This is a genomic window from Cellulophaga sp. Hel_I_12 (assembly GCF_000799565.1).
Classification (GTDB): domain Bacteria; phylum Bacteroidota; class Bacteroidia; order Flavobacteriales; family Flavobacteriaceae; genus Cellulophaga.
Genome location: NZ_JUHB01000001.1, coordinates 3,496,959 through 3,514,484, shown reverse-complemented (window position 1 = coordinate 3,514,484; position 17,526 = coordinate 3,496,959). Strand labels below are relative to the sequence as shown.

The window sequence follows — 17,526 nt, the reverse complement described above, 5'->3', positions numbered from 1 at the left end:
AATTTTGTACCTATTTTAAGCTTCTCTAAGATACGCACTAGTCTAGTATCCTATTCGCTATTTATCTCTTATAAGATAGCACGAATTTAAGACTTTTAAGAGATGCTTATCATTATAAAAAGACACATATTAAATCAATTTTGTTGCATATTGTTAGTATTTTAAGGCTTGACTCTCAAATTATTAAAACAATTGAAGGTCAAAGCTATAATTTTATAAGTGTAGTAAGTTTTGGGATTTGCTTATAAAAGTCTTATTTTTATTTAAAACAAGAACTCATGGGAAAAGGAGATAAAAAGTCGCGTAAAGGTAAAATTTCTAATAATTCATTTGGAGTAAGAAGACCAAGAAAAATAAAAAGAAGACCAACTGTTGAAGAGAAAATAGCCATTAAGAAAAAAAAGTAGCCTATAGCTTGTTTTACGATGGGAAATTTAAAAAGCCTGCCTATGAACTATCTTATAAAAACAGGCTCGTTTTCTTTTAGGGTATGTTCTTGACTAAATAAGTAGCCGTCTAAATTAAAGTTTTTAATATCGTCTAAAGTCTCTGCTTTAGTATCGATAATATAACGCACCATAGACCCTCTTGCCTTTTTAGCATAAAAGCTAATTATTTTCAACTTGTCATTTTTCCAATCTTTAAAAACTGGGGCAATGACAGGAACCTTCAACTTTTTTGTATCTATTGCTGAAAAATATTCATTACTGGCCAAATTCACAAATAGTTCACCCTCGTTTAATTCGCTATTTAAAAAAGTAGTGATGTCATTTTTCCAAAATTCATACAAATTTTTATTTTTGCCAACCCCTAAACTCGTGCCCATTTCTAGACGATAAGCCTGCATCAAATCTAATGGTTTCAAAACACCATAGAGTCCTGATAAAATACGAAGGCTATTTTGTAAATTCTCTATTTTAGCTTCAGGAATGGTCAATGCATCTAAACCTTGATACACATCACCATTAAAGGCATACACTGCTGGTCTTGAATTTTCGGGTGTAAAAGGCAGCGCAAATTGTTGATTGCGCTCCCAATTTAATTGAGCTAGTTGATCTGATATATGCATTAATTTAGACAGATCTTTTGGCTTTTTCTTCGCCAAAATTCGGTTTAGTTTCTCAGCTTGTTTTAAAAAATTAGGCTGTGTATAGTCTAGCGTGGGTAATTTACTTTCAAAATCAAGGGACTTCGCTGGAGAAATTACTATTTTCATTTTTGATACTTTTTTCTATTAGCCATTACCTGGCATGTTTTTTTCACTGAGCCTAAAATTACTAAAGATTTTTAAAAAGAATTGGTCCTCTAAAAACCTAAAATCGATACTACTATTACAGAAATCTATTCCTCCGAGATGCTGCTTTTAGAATATTGACGCCATTTTTCGATACATGCATTCATATCTTCAGGAATTTCAGAATCAAAACGCATAAATTCACCACTCGTGGGATGCATAAAACCAAGGGTTTTGGCATGTAGTGCTTGTCGGGGTAATAATTTAAAGGCATTTTCTACAAACTGTTTGTATTTCGTAAATGTGGTTCCTTTCAACACGCGTTCACCACCATACCGTGCGTCATTAAATAAGGTGTGCCCAATATGTTTAAGATGCACACGAATTTGATGTGTTCTACCTGTTTCTAATTGACAAGAAATTAAAGTTACATAGCCTAATCGCTCAAGAACTTTATAATGAGTTACGGCCTCTTTCCCTTGGTCACCTTCGGGGAAAACGGTCATCTGTAATCTGTTGGTAGGATGTCTACCTACGTGCCCTTCGATGGTGCCACTCTCATCTTCTACATTTCCCCAAACCAAAGCCACATATTCGCGCTCACTGGTTTTATCAAAAAACTGTTTAGACAAATGCGTCATAGCAATATCGGTCTTAGCGATTACTAAAAGTCCAGAGGTATCTTTATCTATTCTGTGTACCAATCCAGGACGCTCATTTCTGTTTACGGGTAAGTCTTTAATATGATGCAACAAGGCATTTATTAAAGTTCCAGAATAGTTGCCATGACCGGGATGTACAACCATACCCGCTGGTTTATTCACGACCATTAAATCTTGATCTTCATAAACCACGTTGATAGGAATATCTTCAGGAACTAATAAGTTTTCGTGTGGAGGATGCTCGAACAAAACACGTACGTGATCACCAGCTTTTACTTTATAGTTTTGCTTTACCGCCACATCATTTACCCAAATGTGACCTTCTCGCGCAGCATTTTGAATTTTATTCCGTACTGCATTTTCAATAAAGTTCATCAAAAATTTATCCACCCGCAAGGGTTCTTGCCCTTTTGATGCCGTGACACTATAATGTTCAAAAAGCTCATCTTTTTCTAGCTCAGCACCTTCTTCTTCTTCGATCATATATTATTCTTCTGAGGCCGACTTCACTTTTGAGCCTTCACTTTCATACCCATTTCCGCAAACCAATTCTACTTTTGAGGTTTTGGGAAGTTTGTACCCTTCCTCAATATATTTGCCTTTATATTTTATTCGATAAACCATGTCTTTTCCAAATTCATCTATATAGGTCACACGTTGTACGTCTAAACCAACAGCCCTTAGTTTTGCCGTTGCATTGCGCAAGGTTACCTGTATGATGTCCGGAACACTTACTTTTTTATACCCTGAAGGGTTTACAGTAACATACACTTTTCTATTCTGTTTTACTTTGTTTCCCGCTGGTGGATTTTGCTCAATCACAGAAAATCTAGGGAAATCTGGATTGTAATTTGCAGAGTCTAACACTTCATAACGCAAATCTGCATCGTCAATAACTTTTCGCATTTCAGTAACTGTTAATTTAGCTAAATCGGGCACTTCAACAAATTCACCATGGTTTGTTGAACTTTTTAACCATTGCAAAACTCCAAAAATAAAGACCACTAAAACTATCAGCGCTAGTCCTAGTTGTATCAGGAAAGATTTACTTTTTAAAAAGTTGAAAAAATTTTTCATTTTATATCCTCTTAGTATTGGGCAAAGATAACAAATGACCTTCAACAAATGAATAAGATAAATTAAAATGTAGTTTTCTTTAGGCTGCTCCAAAAATAATTGCGCCATACACCCTAACCAAAGTAGTTTTTTCTTTACTTTGATCTTGAATAGCGTTATTTTTAAAAGTCTATATATATGAAAAAGAAGATTGCCATAATTATGGGTGGTTATTCAAGTGAGTATAAAATATCACTCAAAAGCGGTCATGTTGTTTATAAATTTCTCGATACCAAGAAATTTGACCTTTTTCGCATTCATATTTTTAAAGAGAAATGGGTGTATGTAACAGAAAATAATGAAGAATATCCTGTAAATAAAAATGATTTTTCAATCGAAGTAGAGAATCATAAAATCACCTTCGATTGCGTCTTTAATGCCATACATGGTTCTCCAGGAGAAGACGGACTCATGCAATCCTATTTTGAGTTGTTAGGGATTCCACAAACCTCTTGTGATGCCTACCAAGCGGCCATTACATTTAACAAAAGAGATCTACTCAGTATTCTGAAACCCTACGGAATTAAATCGGCCATTGCCTACTATTTAAACCAAGGAGATCCATTAGATCTTGATGCGATTATACAAAAAGTAGGCTTACCCTGTTTTGTAAAAGCAAATAAAGCCGGTAGTAGTCTTGGTGTTTCAAAAGTTTACACCAAAGAAAGTTTAATCACCGCTATTGAAAATGCGTATGTAGAGGACGATGAAGTTTTAATTGAGGCCTTTTTAAATGGCACTGAGGTTTCTGTTGGTGTTATCTCTTATAAAGGAGAAACCTTAGTGTTACCCATAACAGAAATTGTCTCTGAAAACGATTTTTTTGACTACCAGGCAAAATATGAGGGCAAGTCAAAAGAAATAACTCCCGCTAGAATTTCAGAAATTCAGCAAAAAAAAGTGATAGAAATGGCCTTAAGAGCCTACACTGTTTTAAAAATGAAAGGCTTTTCAAGAAGCGAATTTATTTTTATTGATGATGAACCCTTTATGCTCGAAATGAACACAACTCCTGGACTAACGGAAGAAAGTATTTTACCGCAACAAGCAAGAGCTGCTGGAATTTCGTTACCAGACTTATTTGAAAATGCCATTCTTGAAGCTTTAGCATAAAAATTAGTAATTTTGCTTCACTTAAATGTCGATCTATGAAACGTGCAATTTTTCCTGGTTCTTTTGATCCGCTAACTTTAGGCCATTCAGATATTATCCAAAGAGGCTTAACGCTTTTTGATGAAATTATAATTGCCATCGGCGTAAATTCTGATAAAAAATATATGTTTTCGTTAGAAGAACGCCAACGTTTTATTAAAGAGGCTTTTGCCCAAGAACCCAAAATTAAAGTACTTACCTATGAAGGACTTACGGTAGATTTTTGCAAAAAAGTAAATGCCAATTTTATTTTGAGAGGTTTAAGAAATCCTGGTGATTTTGAATTTGAAAAAGCTATAGCGCATACCAACCGTAAATTATCTGAAATCGAAACAGTTTTTTTACTTACCTCTTCTGGAAAATCGTATATAAGTTCATCGATTGTCAGAGACGTGATAAAAAATGGTGGAGACTATACCGGTTTAGTCCCAGATACTGTAAGAATTTGAGTTGTAATTAGCTTCTATTACCACTATTCTTAGCTCAAAATTATACAATTTTGACTCAAAATAAGTCTTTGTTTGATCATGTTCCTAATTAAAATTCAGCTTAAAATGTCGTCAAGTCTACTTATGACAACTAATTTGAGCAAATACACAACAATACTAGCCTTGTATCCGGAATACTTTTTACTTTAGTAGGAAATTTATTACCTATTTTGAAAAACGAAATAAAAATAAATAGCCATTATCTTATTAAACAGCTTCCAAAACCTACCTCATATGTGGGGTTAAATTTTGAGGTTGTACATACCTCCGATAGCTGGAAAGAGAACTACGGTCCTTTTTTTAAGGAGGCTGTTGTTGCAAATATTTTAGAAAACTTTCCCTCATTAGCCTCTTCTTGGAAACGAGATTTTGAGAAATGTTTTTTAGGGTACTCTACTGCTCCTGCTAGAGATTCGTTATTCTTTAATGGTAAAACACTTTGGCTAGAATGGGTGTTAAGCCCTTGGTTTGACGAAGATGAAAATGTTATTGGCGCTATTATTCAAGTAGAGGATGTTTCTGAAATTGTAAAAGTACAGCAAGAGTTAAGTAAATTAAAAATCCTTGTCGACGTAAAAGCCGAAATTGCTAAAATAGGAAGCTGGGAATTTAATGCGGTAACCGATGAATTGTATTGGAATAACATGACGAAGATACTTCATGAAGTGCCTCTCGATTTTGAGCCAAACATGAAAACAGCCATCGATTTTTACAAACCTGGAGATAGTCAACTTAAAATAACGGAATGCGTAAACCGAAGTATTAAAAATGGTGAAACATGGAAAGAAAAATTACAATTAACAACGGCTAAAAATAATGACATTTGGGTGATGGCAACCGGCAAACCATTATTCGAAAATAATAAGTTAATGGGCATTATTGGAACTTTCCAAGATATTACTGAAGAGGTATTAGCTGCGCAAAAAACAAAAGAGAGCGAACAACTACTTAAAACTTTAATCGATCATTTACCACTTAATGTGTTTGTTAAAGATGTAAACTCACGCAAAATAGTAGTGAACAAAGCAGAATGTGACTATATCGGCAAACCCTATGATGAAATTATTGGAAAAGACGATTTTGAACTTTATGATAAAAAAGTAGCTCAAGTTTCAAGAGAAGAAGATCTTTCTATTATAAAAACTTTAGTTCCCATTTTAGGGGCTGAAACAACGAATACCAAATTAAATGGAGAAAAGACCACATTCTTAACTTCAAAAATACCCCTAACAGATGAAAATAATTCTGTAAAAGGAATTATTGGCTTTAGTTTAGATATAAGCCATATAAAACAAAAAGAAGAACAATTAACGCGATTAGTCAACATCAGTAATTTACAAAATAAAAAATTAGTAGATTTTGCTCACATCATATCTCACAATTTAAGATCCCACACAGCCAATTTTTCGATGTTATTAGGTTTTCTAATTAAAGAAAAAAATGAAGAAGAAAGAGCTAACTTACTTCAGATGCTTATGAATTCATCTGATAATTTATTAGAGACCCTAGATAATTTAAATGAAGTAGTGGCTATTAATTCTACTAAAGTTTTAGAAAAAAACAGTATCAATTTAAGCCGTACCACCACAATTATTTTAACAAATTTAAAGCAGCTCATTAAATCCAAAAATGCAACAATACATAATTTGATTCCGGCAGATGTATCGGTGCAAGGACTTCCGTCCTACGTTGAAAATATTTTACAAAATGTAATTTCAAATGCGATAAAATTTGCAAAATCAAATAGCCCTCATGTAGTAAGCTTAAGTGCTGAAAAAATTGACGACTATGTGGTAATAACAGTTAAAGACAATGGCTCTGGCATAGATTTGGATAAAAATAAAAACAAGATTTTTGGGATGTATAAAACCTTTCATGAACAGCCTAATTCTAGAGGAATAGGCTTATATATCGCAAAAAATCAAATAGAGGCAATGAATGGAAAATTTAAAATAGAAAGTAAATTAGGGGTAGGAACCACTTTTAAAATTTATCTAGATGATTGTAATTAAATCCATATTTATAATCGACGACGATTCCATTACTGTTTTCGGAATTAAAAAATTATTATCCTCTGTCGTTATTTGCGATCATATTACTTCTTTCAAAAATGGTAAAGACGCTATTCAGCTCATAAAATCAAAAATCACCAAACCCGAAGAGCTCCCTGATGTTATATTTTTAGATTTAAATATGCCTGTTATGGATGGCTGGGGATTTTTAGATGTAATTATTGCACTCCCCATAAAAAAAATGATCACCATAAACATTGTTACCTCATCGATAAGCAACAGCGATAGACAAAGAGCAATGACCTATAAACTCAAAACGCAACATAGACTTACCTACAATACAAAGCCTTTGAATAAAGAAGAAATTTTAAAAATAACTAGCACTTCATAACAAGACATTAATTTTTGATTATTTTTGAGCTTACATATTTTAAGAGTCTAATTTACTTTTTAAATTAATTAAACCTATTTTAAGTTTAATCAATTTAAAAGTTAGACTTTTAAAAAAAGATAAATCTCAAAATCCATGAAACTTTTTCAAGCCCTTTTTTTATTGCTCTTTTTCATTTCTTGCGAATCTAAAAAAGAAAACGAAACAACAGCATATATCACACAATTCGAAATTTCAGAGGGGAAAGAAACTGCTACATACACCGAAACTATTGACTTCTATATTCAACTAGCTAAAAAATTTCCTGAAATTAATATTCAGACCATTGGTGAAACCGATAGCGGATTTCCACTTCACTTGGTTACTTTTAACTTAGATAGCGAATTCAATTTTAAAAAAATTCGAGAAAACAAAACAATTATCCTTATTAATAATGGTATTCACCCTGGAGAAAGTGATGGCATCGACGCTACCATGTTACTGTTTAGGGATATGGCTGAAAAAAAAATAAATGCTCCAGAAAATACGGTGATAACTACCATACCTATCTATAATGTTGGCGGGGCATTAAACAGAAATACTGCGACAAGAGCTAATCAAAACGGACCCGAATCTTACGGGTTTAGAGGTAACGCTCAAAATTACGATTTGAACAGAGATTTTATCAAGTCAGATACAAAAAACGCTAAGACCTTTGCTTCCATATTTCATTTAGTAAAACCAGATGTTTTTATTGATAACCATGTAAGTAATGGTGCAGACTACCAATATACATTGACACACTTATTTACCCAACACAACAAATTAGGTTTAGATTTAGGGGAATACCTTCATACAGAATTGATGCCTAAATTAGAAAAAGGTCTTTTAGACGTAAAATGGGACATCACACCTTATGTCAATGTTTTTAATAGTGTACCTGAAGACGGATTTTCGCAGTTTATGGATCATCCGAGATATTCTACGGGCTATACTACCTTATGGAACACCTTAGGCATGATGGTAGAAACGCATATGCTAAAACCTTATAAAGATAGAGTTGAAGGAACCTATGAACTCATGAAACAAATGATTTCGATTACAGAGACCGACGGGCAACGCATCAAAGAATTACGAGCAAAAAGTCATCAGGAACTATTAGAATTAAAAGAATACCCTTTAGCTTGGGAATTAGACACTACCCAAGTAAGTACTTTAAATTTTAAAGGGTTTGAAGCCGACACCATTCTAAGCGAAGTAACTGGCTTTCCTCGCCTTAAATATGACAGAAACAAACCATTTACAAAAAAAGTAGCCTATCAAAATTACTTTAAACCAGCACAGCATGTAAGCATCCCTAGTGGGTATCTCTTAAAAAAAAGCAACTATAAAATAATAGACCTACTTACTAAAAATGAAATTCTATTCACCCGTTTTTTAAAAGATACTATTTTAGAAGTTGAGTCCTATAAAATCGAGGATTTCAAAACGCGACAAAATAGCTATGAAGGCCATTATCTGCATTATGACACCAAAGTTTCGACAACGACCAAAAAAGTACAATTTCATCAAGGCGATATTTTTATAGCCACTCAGCAAGCAGGTATTAGATACCTTCTAGAAACCTTAGAACCCTCAGCGATAGATTCTTTTTTTAATTGGAATTTTTTCGATACCATATTGCAACAGAAAGAAGGTTTTTCGCCCTACGTTTTTGAAGATATTGCCTTAGAATTATTACAAAAAAATAGCTTATTGAAAGAAGCCTTTGAGCTTAAAAAAGTAAGCGATGAAAGTTTTAAAAACAATTGGTATGCGCAATTAGCCTTTATTTACGAGCATTCTGATCATTACGAACCTGCTCATTTACAATACCCTGTGTATCGATCAATGAATCCGATTTACATGGAAGAAGTAAAAAACTAATCGTCAAATAAAATTTTAATATTGGTGTAAGAGTTCTCCAGTGCTTTGGCTATTTTATTAGGTCCTTTCCAACGTACTTTTTCGATGCCCTCATCAGCTTGACCAATCAGTTCGCCCTTATAGGCTGTTTTCATAGCATACCAATGAACTTCCTTGAGTTTGTAATCACCATTTCTTTTAAAAATATGGTAAGTGGTCATTAATATATTTTCAATTTTCAGTCCTTTTACACCGGTCTCCTCTTCAACCTCTCGTAAGGCACATTCTTCTAATGTTTCTCCTTTATCTAATTTTCCCTTAGGGAGATCCCATTTATTGTTTCTATAAATAAACAAAACCTTCCCTTCTTTATTGGTGACTACGCCACCCGCCGCAACCACTAGAGGAATTTTTTTAGTAAATTTATTCAGAATCTCTTCGTTATTAGGATGATATATATAGGCTACAGCTACTTTATTTTTAGCAAGTAGATGAATAGCTTCCTTTATTGATTTCTGATTCAATAAAAAATATTTGTTATTAGCTATGTCAGAGAGTTTATTTGTCAAAATCAACTGAGCCTCATTAACAAAAACTTTATACATTTGCATTATGGTTTTAAACAAAGACAACGCTAAAAAAACGGCAGAGCTTCTATTGCAAATTAATGCAATTAAGTTGAATCCTGAAAATCCTTTTTCATGGGCTTCAGGTTGGAAATCTCCTATTTATTGTGATAACAGAATTATACTGTCTTATCCACCTATTAGAAATTATGTTCGGGAAGAAATGGCAAAGCAAGTAGAACACCTATATGGCAAACCAGATGTCATCGCCGGTGTAGCTACTGGAGCCATAGGAATTGGTATGTTAGTTGCCGACTATCTAGGCCTTCCCTTTATATATGTGCGTCCTGAAGCAAAATCGCACGGAAGGCAAAATAAAATAGAAGGAGCATTAGAAAAAAATCAGACCGTTGTTGTCATCGAAGACTTAATAAGTACAGGCAATAGTAGTCTAAATGCCGTAAAAGCCCTAGAAGAATCAGGTGCAAAAGTAAAGGGAATGCTTGCCATTTTCACCTATGGCTTTGATATTGCTACTGAAAACTTTAAAAATCATAAGGTCGAATTACACACCTTAAGCGATTACGATCACCTGATACAACAAGCATCAGATACTCATTATATAAAAGAAGAACAATTTAAAACTTTGCTAGAATGGAAAGCGAATCCATCAGCATGGCAACAATAGAATTATGCATATAGAAACTCCAAAAAAAATAATTGCAAAAAGTCAGCAAGAAGTCTATAATTTTTTGATTGATGTAAAAAATTTTGAACACTTAATGCCCGAAAATATTAGCAAATTCGAAGTCATTAGCGAAGAACGCTTTCTTTTTGCTTTAAAAGGAATGCCTGAAATTGTTTTACAAAGAAAAGAAATGGTTCCTCACACTAAGGTTGTTTTAGGCGCTGCAAGTGAAAAATTACCTTTTACCTTAACTGCCACTATTATAGAAATAGCCGCGAATGAAACTGAGGTTGTGCTAAGTTTTGAAGGGGAATTTAATGCCATGATGGCCATGATGATTAAAAATCCGATTACCAATTTTATGGGTACTTTGTCAGATAATTTGCAAAAGGTTTAATACATCAATCTTATTTCCTTTAAATCGTAGTCTTCAATCAACTGATCTTCAACTTCTACTTCTAGTTTTCCATCCTCAGAAACACTTCTGATGATCCCTACAAAAAGTTGGTTCGTTGCTACTTTGCCAAATGTTGATGGCTTGTCTTTTTTAAAGAGAACGTTTAAATAAGCCTCTTTTAAGGACTCCTTTTGCCCGTTTTTTAGTCTTGTGAATAGTTGCTCTAAATTTTTAGCAATGGCGATTAATATTTCGTCCAAGTCAAAGGCTTTGCCTTTTAGTAAGTGCAGCGAACTAACCTTTGGCAAAGAATTAAATTGGGTCTGATTTACGTTTAAGCCAATTCCGATGATTGAAGTGGTGATTTTTTGACCCGAAAGCATGTTTTCAATTAAAATACCACAAATTTTGGAATTTCCTGACAAAATGTCGTTAGGCCATTTTATACTTAAATCAGGTATTTCCAAGTCTTTTAGCGCATGGTAAATCGCCAAGGAAACTGTAATATTTAAATAAAAATGATCTTGCGTAAACAAGGCTTCATGATGTTTTAAAATACTGGATGTTAGGTTCTTACCTTTTTCTGATTGCCAACTTGACCCCATCTGCCCTTTCCCTTCTAGCTGTTCTTTTGCTACTACTACAGTAAAATCGGCAAGTGTTCTACTCTTACTTAATTTTTTTAGGTAAACATTTGTAGATGCTGTGGCATCAAGTTTGATTAAATGCATGTGTTAACTATTCTATAAATCTTCAATCTTATTACCCAAAACAATAGTTAAAAAAACAAAAATATAATAACTTTGCAAAATTAAATTTTTTTAATGCAGAAAAAGCAAGCGAGCGTAGATGAGCTCATAAGTGTTATTCTTGAAGGAATAGAAGAAGTAAAGGGCAATAATATTAATATACTTGATTTAAGAAAAATTGAGAACACCGTTTGCGACTATTTTATCATTTGCAACGGAACTTCAAATACTCACGTAAATGCAATAGTTGGCTCAATTCAAAAAACAGTCAGCAAAAGCATTAAGGACAAACCTTGGCACGTAGAAGGTTCAGAGAATTCAGAATGGATTTTAATGGATTACGTCAATGTAGTGGTGCATGTTTTTCAAAAACACGTAAGGGAATTTTATGACATAGAAGGACTTTGGGGAGATGCAAAAGTAACGGTAATCGAAAATAGCATTAAATAAGAAAAAAAAATAATGGCGAAAGAAAATAATACAAGTCCTAAAAAACCAAAGTTTAACTCTTGGTGGATTTATGGAATTATAGCAATTTTATTAATTGGCTTCCAAATATTTAGCAGTACTAATTTATCTAGTACTGAAAAAACAACAACATCAAAGCTGCAAGATTACTTAAGAAACGGGGATGTTTCTAAGATTCTTATTGTAACAAACACAAGACAAGCAAAAGTTTTTTTAACAGAAGAAGCTTTAACGAAAGATGTTCATAAAACAGCAGCGAACAAGCCCTTTGGCATGTCTGGGACGGAAACGCCACAATACGTGCTCGATTATGGAGACCCTCAGAATTTTGAAAACGATATTAAAAGCATCAAAGCTGAGAACAATTTAGATACGGTTATAGATTATACCACAGAATCGAATGTATTTGGCGATATATTATTGAGTATTTTACCTTTTGTTTTAATTATCGGTATTTGGATCTACTTAATGCGAAGAATGTCTGGCGGTGGCGGAGGCGGTGCTGGTGGCCAAATTTTCAATATTGGAAAATCTAAGGCAAAACTTTTTGATGAAAAAACAGATACAAGAACTTCTTTTAAAGATGTTGCCGGTTTGGAAGGTGCTAAGGAAGAGGTCGAAGAAATTGTAGATTTTTTAAGAAATCCTGACAAATACACTTCTTTAGGAGGTAAAATCCCAAAAGGAGCTTTATTAGTGGGCCCTCCGGGTACCGGTAAAACGCTTTTAGCTAAAGCGGTTGCTGGCGAGGCAAAAGTGCCTTTCTTTTCATTGTCTGGTTCAGATTTTGTGGAAATGTTTGTAGGGGTTGGAGCCTCAAGAGTGCGTGACCTATTTAAACAAGCAAAAGACAAATCTCCTGCCATCATCTTTATTGATGAGATCGATGCCATTGGTAGAGCAAGAGGAAAAAATAATATGACAGGCTCTAATGATGAGCGTGAAAATACCCTAAATCAGTTGCTAACTGAAATGGACGGTTTTGGCACCAACACTAATGTAATTGTCTTAGCTGCTACGAACAGGGCCGATGTTTTAGATAAAGCCCTGATGCGAGCTGGTCGTTTCGACAGACAAATTTATGTGGATTTACCGGACATTAGAGAACGTAAAGAAATTTTTGAGGTACACTTACGCCCCATCAAAACAGCAGAAACTTTAGATTTAGATTTTCTTGCGAAGCAAACACCAGGTTTTTCTGGAGCAGATATCGCTAATGTTTGTAATGAAGCCGCACTTATAGCCGCTCGTAAGGAGAAAAAAGCGGTGACGAAACAAGACTTTTTAGATGCCGTAGATAGAATTGTAGGTGGTCTGGAGAAGAAAAATAAAATTATTACCCCAGGAGAAAAAGAAACTATTGCTTATCATGAAGCTGGCCATGCCACCGTGAGTTGGATGCTCGAGCATGCAGCGCCTTTGGTAAAGGTCACCATTGTCCCAAGAGGACAGTCCTTAGGAGCAGCTTGGTATTTGCCAGAAGAGCGCCTTATCGTTAGACCAGACCAAATGAAAGACGAAATGTGTGCTACTTTAGGAGGCCGAGCAGCCGAAAAGGTTATTTTCAATAAAATATCTACAGGAGCACTAAGCGACTTAGAAAAAGTAACGAAGCAAGCAAGAGCCATGGTGACCATTTATGGTTTAAATGACAAAATAGGTAATTTAACCTATTACGATTCTTCAGGTCAAGATTCTTACGGATTCTCTAAACCGTATAGTGAGGAAACAGCTCGGACCATCGATCAAGAAATTTCTATATTAATTGAAGAGCAATACAAAAGAGCTGTTGAGCTTCTAGAAAACCACAAAGACAAACTTACTACCTTAGCTACGCGTTTATTAGAAAAAGAAGTTATCTTTAAGGATGATTTAGAAAAGATTTTCGGCAAAAGGCCTTTTGAAAAAGATGTGGCTGAAGAAGCTGCTGCGAAAGCTGAAGAAAACTCAAAATTGGAAGAAGAACAAAATAGTAACATGGAGCCAACAAAAGAATAAATAGTATTTTTGAATTTTAAATAAATGGGGTTATTCGAGAAACTCTTTAGAGGAGGTAAAAAAAAGGTTTCCACAGAAACTGACGATACTAGAGGCGTTCATATGCCCGATCTCGATATTCCTGCTGATGAAAAATTCACTATTTATTTCAAAAAAAATGGAGGTAAATTCATTTATTGCGTCGATTTCCAAGACGTCAGGCAAGCGTTAAGCGATATTATTGAAGAAAATAATTGGAAAGAAATGGCTTTTTTCGCTATGGACGAAAGGCTACAAGCTAAATTTTCTAAAGAAGCCATTTCTTTTACTGACAAGAATACCGAGTCTGGAATATTTTTTACGACCTGTGAGCATCTAGTCGCTCAAAATGGATCTATATTGATATGCTCGAATCAATTGCGAGAAAAAAAATTAGATGAATTACCAGATAATTTTATAGTTTTTGCGACCACAAGTCAACTCGTATCCTCTATTGGAGAAGGTTTAAAAAAAATCAAGAAAAAACACCAAAACGGCATTCCATCGAATATTACAACGATTAAACATTTTCAAAACGCAAAAGAAAATAAAAACGATTTTCTAACCTACGGTAGTAGTTCTAAAAATTTGTATCTTATACTTTTGGAAGATTTATAGAATGGGAGAAGTTTTTAGGAGGTTGATTACAGGTATTGTTTATGTAGTGCTTTTGCTTTCCGCCATATTTTTAAGTTCTGATGCTTTTGATTTCTTATTTATGGCTTTTGGCTTAGCTTGTTTGTACGAGTTTAAAAGAATGACACATCTAAAAGGCTACTATATTTTTGCCGCTTATCTCACCCTGTGGTGGATCTTTATACACTTACTTCATGGGTATAACTACAGCGCCTCGGTAATAAACGTTTTGATGTTCATTACCATAACGATTAATACTATTTTGTTATTCTACTTGTTTTCAAAAAAAGAAATAAAGTACAACACGCTACAAAAGTTCCTTATCGGCCTTTTTTATATCGGTGGGGGGTGTATCTTTTTGACCATGATTCCTTACCAAAATAATACTTTTGCTAAATTATTAATCATGGGCTTTTTTATCCTGATCTGGGTAAATGATTCTTTTGCTTATTTGGTGGGAAAAACCATAGGAAAAAACAAACTATTTCCAAGGGTATCTCCTAAAAAAACATGGGAAGGAACTATTGGTGGATTAGTATTTGCACTCATTGCGGCTTATTTTATCGCTCAATATGAAACTAGTTTAACACTTCAACAATGGCTTATACTAGCCTTGATTATTGTAATCTGTGGTAGTGTTGGCGATTTGTTAGAATCGAAATTTAAAAGAGATGCCGGAGTAAAAGACAGTGGGGCTATATTACCTGGACATGGTGGAATGCTAGATCGCTTGGATAGTCTTGTTTTTGCTGCACCCTTTGTATACCTAACCTTAAATATATTTAATTATGTTTCATAAAGAAGGACAAAAAATTATTTTAATTAGCTTTTTTCTTGCAGCTATAGTCATTCTTGCAGCTAATTATTTCATACCAGTTTTTTGGCTTAAAATGGCCATACAACTAATAGCACTTGCTTTTTTAATTATTGTTTTGCAATTTTTTAGAAACCCTACAAGGAAAGTACATAAAGATTTTAATGAAATTCTAGCTCCAGTTGATGGTAAAGTTGTCGTGATAGAAGAAGTTGAAGAAAACGAATATTTCAAAGGCAAACGTAAACAAGTATCTATTTTTATGTCACCTATTAACGTGCATGTTACTAGATATCCTGCCAGTGGACAAATAGTGTATTCAAAATATCATCCTGGGAAGTATTTAGTGGCTTGGCATCCTAAGGCTAGTGAGGAAAATGAACGCACAACTATTGTAGTGAAAACACCAAAATTTGGCGAAATTCTATACCGACAAATTGCAGGAGCATTAGCGAGAAGAATCGTTAACTATGCAGAAAAAGGAGACAGTGTTCATCAAGGTGACGATGCTGGTTTTATAAAGTTTGGTTCAAGAGTAGATTTATTCTTACCTTTAGATTGCGCAATTACAGTTAAGCTAAATCAAAAAGTTGTAGGCGCAAAAACATGTATAGCAAGTATTGTAAAAAATGAAGATGCCTGAAAAACTGGAGAAGGACTTTGTAAAAGCGGTTAGTTTTATGAACAACTACACCGAAGCGCTCCCTGCAGATTTGCTTTTAAAGTTATACGCGTACTATAAAATAGCCAACGAAAACTTTGATAATCCAGGCAGTAGAACGCCACTTATTAATGCGTTTAAAGCCAATGCTTTATTTCAAGCAAAAAACTTATCTAGAAAAGATGCGATGAAGAAATACATCGCCTTAGTCAAAAAAGAATTCATCGATAAGCAATAATTTCTATAGTGTTTTTTTAAATCTTCCGAGTATTTTAGTGCGGGTAAAATACTGGGCGGCCCATGCTGATCCTAAAAAGTAAAAAAGAATCAGGTAACTTCCATATGGTATAAACTGATTTAAGCCAAACCAATTACCAGTAATACCTATAAAAATTACGCCTAACAAAGCCCTAAAAAGCTCAAGGTATTTTGCATACTTATTCCCATCCATCAACAAAGTGTAGGAGAATATTCCAAAAAACAGAAAAGCTCCGTAGGCTAATAATCCTTGAAAACCAATAGCACTATAATTATAAAACATAAATAATAGGAATACTAAATGCATTAGCATTTGCAGTATGATATAGAGTTGAAAGGAAAAAGTTGCTGGTGTTTCATAGCGTTTAAAATTATATACATCTTCAATAATTGTAACAGGGTATTTAGCCACGACGTCTTTTGGCCTCCATCCCGTGGGCATAAACCATATTCTTATTTTATCGTAATAGCTATTCGTACGCCAAGCATCTTTAAACAATTGAGCAAAATGTTGAAAATTTATAAAGAAAGGGTTCCATGTATTTGCAGGTTTTAGAATTCCAAATTGAGGCGGCACCTCATCCAATTCTTCCTGAAATGTACCAAAAAGTCGATCCCAAATAGAAAGTATTTGCCCTAAGTTTTTGTCAATATATTCTGGATTAATCGCATGATGTACTCTATGTTGTGAAGGGGTCACAATTACGTATTCTAACCAACCCATTTTACCGATATGCTTGGTATGGTACCAAAATTGGGCAAATAAATGAACAGGAGCTAAAATTGCAATGACCTTATAAGGAACTCCCAATACAGCCGCAGGAATCAATAAAATAGAAAAATACCCTATAAGGTTTGAAATAGGCTGGCGTAAGGCACAAGACAAGTTAAATTCTTCACTACTGTGGTGAATTACATGTTGATTCCAAAAAATATTAATTTTATGGCTTAAACGATGATTCCAATAGCCTGCAAAGTCAATGATTATAAAGGCAAGCAACCAAACCAACCAAGTAGCCTTAATTGTCGTTACTGCTAAATACTCATATAAAAAGGGGTAACTAACCACAACCAAGGCTAAGCCTAATGAATCTTTTACAATGTTTGTTAAGCCAGAACTGATACTCGAAACAGTATCTAGCACTTTATAGGTTTGCTTTTTAACAAAATAACCATAGCTTATTTCTATCACCAATAAAACGATAAAAAAAGGAATGGCATAAAGTAAAGCATTAGCATAGGTTTCCATACAACACAATTTAAACAAGTACTATAGAATAGCGAATTAAAATAGCTATTAAAGATACAAAAATGTACTAGGAAAGTCTCAATAA

Annotated in this window: 20 protein-coding genes; 14 read left to right on the top strand and 6 right to left on the bottom strand. The window is 34.0% G+C overall.

All coding sequences use genetic code 11. The features are described 5' to 3' along the window. Positions 1-278 precede the first annotated feature (278 nt). On the top strand, positions 279-407 hold the full coding sequence (locus tag GQ45_RS17900; RefSeq protein ID WP_081980932.1) for a 30S ribosomal protein THX: 129 nt from the start codon (positions 279-281) through the stop codon (positions 405-407). Between the two features lie 47 nt (positions 408-454). On the opposite strand, the gene yaaA is transcribed toward GQ45_RS17900, so the two are convergent. From yaaA to GQ45_RS15260, 3 genes are all read right to left on the bottom strand, one after another. Next, positions 455-1,216, bottom strand: a complete 762-nt coding sequence (gene yaaA / locus GQ45_RS15270; protein ID WP_047419354.1) for a peroxide stress protein YaaA — start codon at positions 1,214-1,216, stop codon at positions 455-457. 125 nt (positions 1,217-1,341) lie between these two features. Beyond that, entirely contained in the window at positions 1,342-2,379 is a 1,038-nt protein-coding gene (locus GQ45_RS15265) for an RluA family pseudouridine synthase (protein ID WP_047419352.1), read from the bottom strand. A 3-nt stretch (positions 2,380-2,382) separates the two neighbouring features. Then, entirely contained in the window at positions 2,383-2,973 is a 591-nt protein-coding gene (locus GQ45_RS15260) for a PASTA domain-containing protein (RefSeq protein ID WP_047419351.1), read from the bottom strand. Positions 2,974-3,150: 177 nt separating this feature from the next. Here GQ45_RS15260 and GQ45_RS15255 point away from each other — a divergent pair, with 177 nt between their 5' ends. The 5 genes from GQ45_RS15255 to GQ45_RS15235 all read left to right on the top strand — a co-directional run bounded on the left by GQ45_RS15255 (position 3,151) and on the right by GQ45_RS15235 (position 8,960). After that, positions 3,151-4,125, top strand: a complete 975-nt coding sequence (locus GQ45_RS15255) for a D-alanine--D-alanine ligase (protein ID WP_047419350.1) — start codon at positions 3,151-3,153, stop codon at positions 4,123-4,125. 35 nt (positions 4,126-4,160) lie between these two features. After that, positions 4,161-4,613, top strand: coding sequence for a pantetheine-phosphate adenylyltransferase (gene coaD / locus GQ45_RS15250; RefSeq protein ID WP_047419349.1), 453 nt, complete (start codon positions 4,161-4,163; stop codon positions 4,611-4,613). A gap of 209 nt (positions 4,614-4,822) precedes the next feature. After that, positions 4,823-6,664, top strand: a complete 1,842-nt coding sequence (locus GQ45_RS15245; RefSeq protein ID WP_047419348.1) for a PAS domain-containing sensor histidine kinase — start codon at positions 4,823-4,825, stop codon at positions 6,662-6,664. Next, positions 6,651-7,055 carry a two-component system response regulator gene (locus GQ45_RS15240; protein ID WP_047419347.1) on the top strand — a complete coding sequence of 135 codons (405 nt, stop codon included), beginning with the start codon at positions 6,651-6,653 and terminating at the stop codon, positions 7,053-7,055. The genes GQ45_RS15245 and GQ45_RS15240 overlap by 14 nt, the downstream gene beginning before the upstream one ends. Before the next feature lie 135 nt (positions 7,056-7,190). Beyond that, positions 7,191-8,960, top strand: coding sequence for a M14 family metallopeptidase (locus GQ45_RS15235; RefSeq protein WP_047419345.1), 1,770 nt, complete (start codon positions 7,191-7,193; stop codon positions 8,958-8,960). On the opposite strand, the gene GQ45_RS15230 is transcribed toward GQ45_RS15235, so the two are convergent. Continuing rightward, on the bottom strand, positions 8,957-9,544 hold the full coding sequence (locus GQ45_RS15230; protein ID WP_047420490.1) for an NUDIX hydrolase: 588 nt from the start codon (positions 9,542-9,544) through the stop codon (positions 8,957-8,959). The genes GQ45_RS15235 and GQ45_RS15230 overlap by 4 nt on opposite strands. 7 nt (positions 9,545-9,551) lie before the next feature. Here GQ45_RS15230 and pyrE point away from each other — a divergent pair, with 7 nt between their 5' ends. Together pyrE and GQ45_RS15220 are read left to right on the top strand one after the other, a co-directional pair. Then, positions 9,552-10,193 carry an orotate phosphoribosyltransferase gene (gene pyrE, locus GQ45_RS15225; protein ID WP_047419343.1) on the top strand — a complete coding sequence of 214 codons (642 nt, stop codon included), beginning with the start codon at positions 9,552-9,554 and terminating at the stop codon, positions 10,191-10,193. A gap of 4 nt (positions 10,194-10,197) precedes the next feature. Next, entirely contained in the window at positions 10,198-10,590 is a 393-nt protein-coding gene (locus tag GQ45_RS15220; protein WP_047419341.1) for a hypothetical protein, read from the top strand. Here GQ45_RS15220 and GQ45_RS15215 read toward each other — a convergent pair. Continuing rightward, entirely contained in the window at positions 10,587-11,321 is a 735-nt protein-coding gene (locus GQ45_RS15215) for a biotin--[acetyl-CoA-carboxylase] ligase (protein ID WP_047419339.1), read from the bottom strand. The genes GQ45_RS15220 and GQ45_RS15215 overlap by 4 nt on opposite strands. Before the next feature lie 93 nt (positions 11,322-11,414). Here GQ45_RS15215 and rsfS point away from each other — a divergent pair, with 93 nt between their 5' ends. From rsfS to GQ45_RS15185, 6 genes are read left to right on the top strand one after another with little or no spacing between them, the layout of a single operon-like run. Beyond that, positions 11,415-11,789, top strand: coding sequence for a ribosome silencing factor (gene rsfS / locus GQ45_RS15210; RefSeq protein WP_047419337.1), 375 nt, complete (start codon positions 11,415-11,417; stop codon positions 11,787-11,789). Between the two features lie 12 nt (positions 11,790-11,801). Continuing rightward, complete coding sequence (gene ftsH / locus GQ45_RS15205) at positions 11,802-13,805, top strand: ATP-dependent zinc metalloprotease FtsH (protein ID WP_047419335.1); 2,004 nt, start codon at positions 11,802-11,804, stop codon at positions 13,803-13,805. Between the two features lie 24 nt (positions 13,806-13,829). Next, positions 13,830-14,441: an LUD domain-containing protein gene (locus GQ45_RS15200; protein ID WP_047419333.1), complete on the top strand. Its 612-nt coding sequence runs from the start codon at positions 13,830-13,832 to the stop codon at positions 14,439-14,441. Position 14,442: 1 nt separating this feature from the next. Continuing rightward, positions 14,443-15,258, top strand: coding sequence for a phosphatidate cytidylyltransferase (locus tag GQ45_RS15195; protein WP_047419331.1), 816 nt, complete (start codon positions 14,443-14,445; stop codon positions 15,256-15,258). Further along, the gene (locus GQ45_RS15190) at positions 15,248-15,916 is read left to right on the top strand and encodes a phosphatidylserine decarboxylase family protein (RefSeq protein ID WP_047419329.1); all 669 of its coding nucleotides are present in this window, start codon (positions 15,248-15,250) and stop codon (positions 15,914-15,916) included. Before GQ45_RS15195 ends, GQ45_RS15190 begins: the two co-directional genes overlap by 11 nt. Continuing rightward, complete coding sequence (locus GQ45_RS15185) at positions 15,909-16,172, top strand: acyl-CoA-binding protein (RefSeq protein ID WP_369798310.1); 264 nt, start codon at positions 15,909-15,911, stop codon at positions 16,170-16,172. Before GQ45_RS15190 ends, GQ45_RS15185 begins: the two co-directional genes overlap by 8 nt. Positions 16,173-16,175: 3 nt before the next feature. Here the strand turns inward: GQ45_RS15185 and GQ45_RS15180 are convergent, their stop codons facing one another. Further along, positions 16,176-17,441: a sterol desaturase family protein gene (locus tag GQ45_RS15180; RefSeq protein WP_047419325.1), complete on the bottom strand. Its 1,266-nt coding sequence runs from the start codon at positions 17,439-17,441 to the stop codon at positions 16,176-16,178. Positions 17,442-17,526 lie beyond the last annotated feature (85 nt).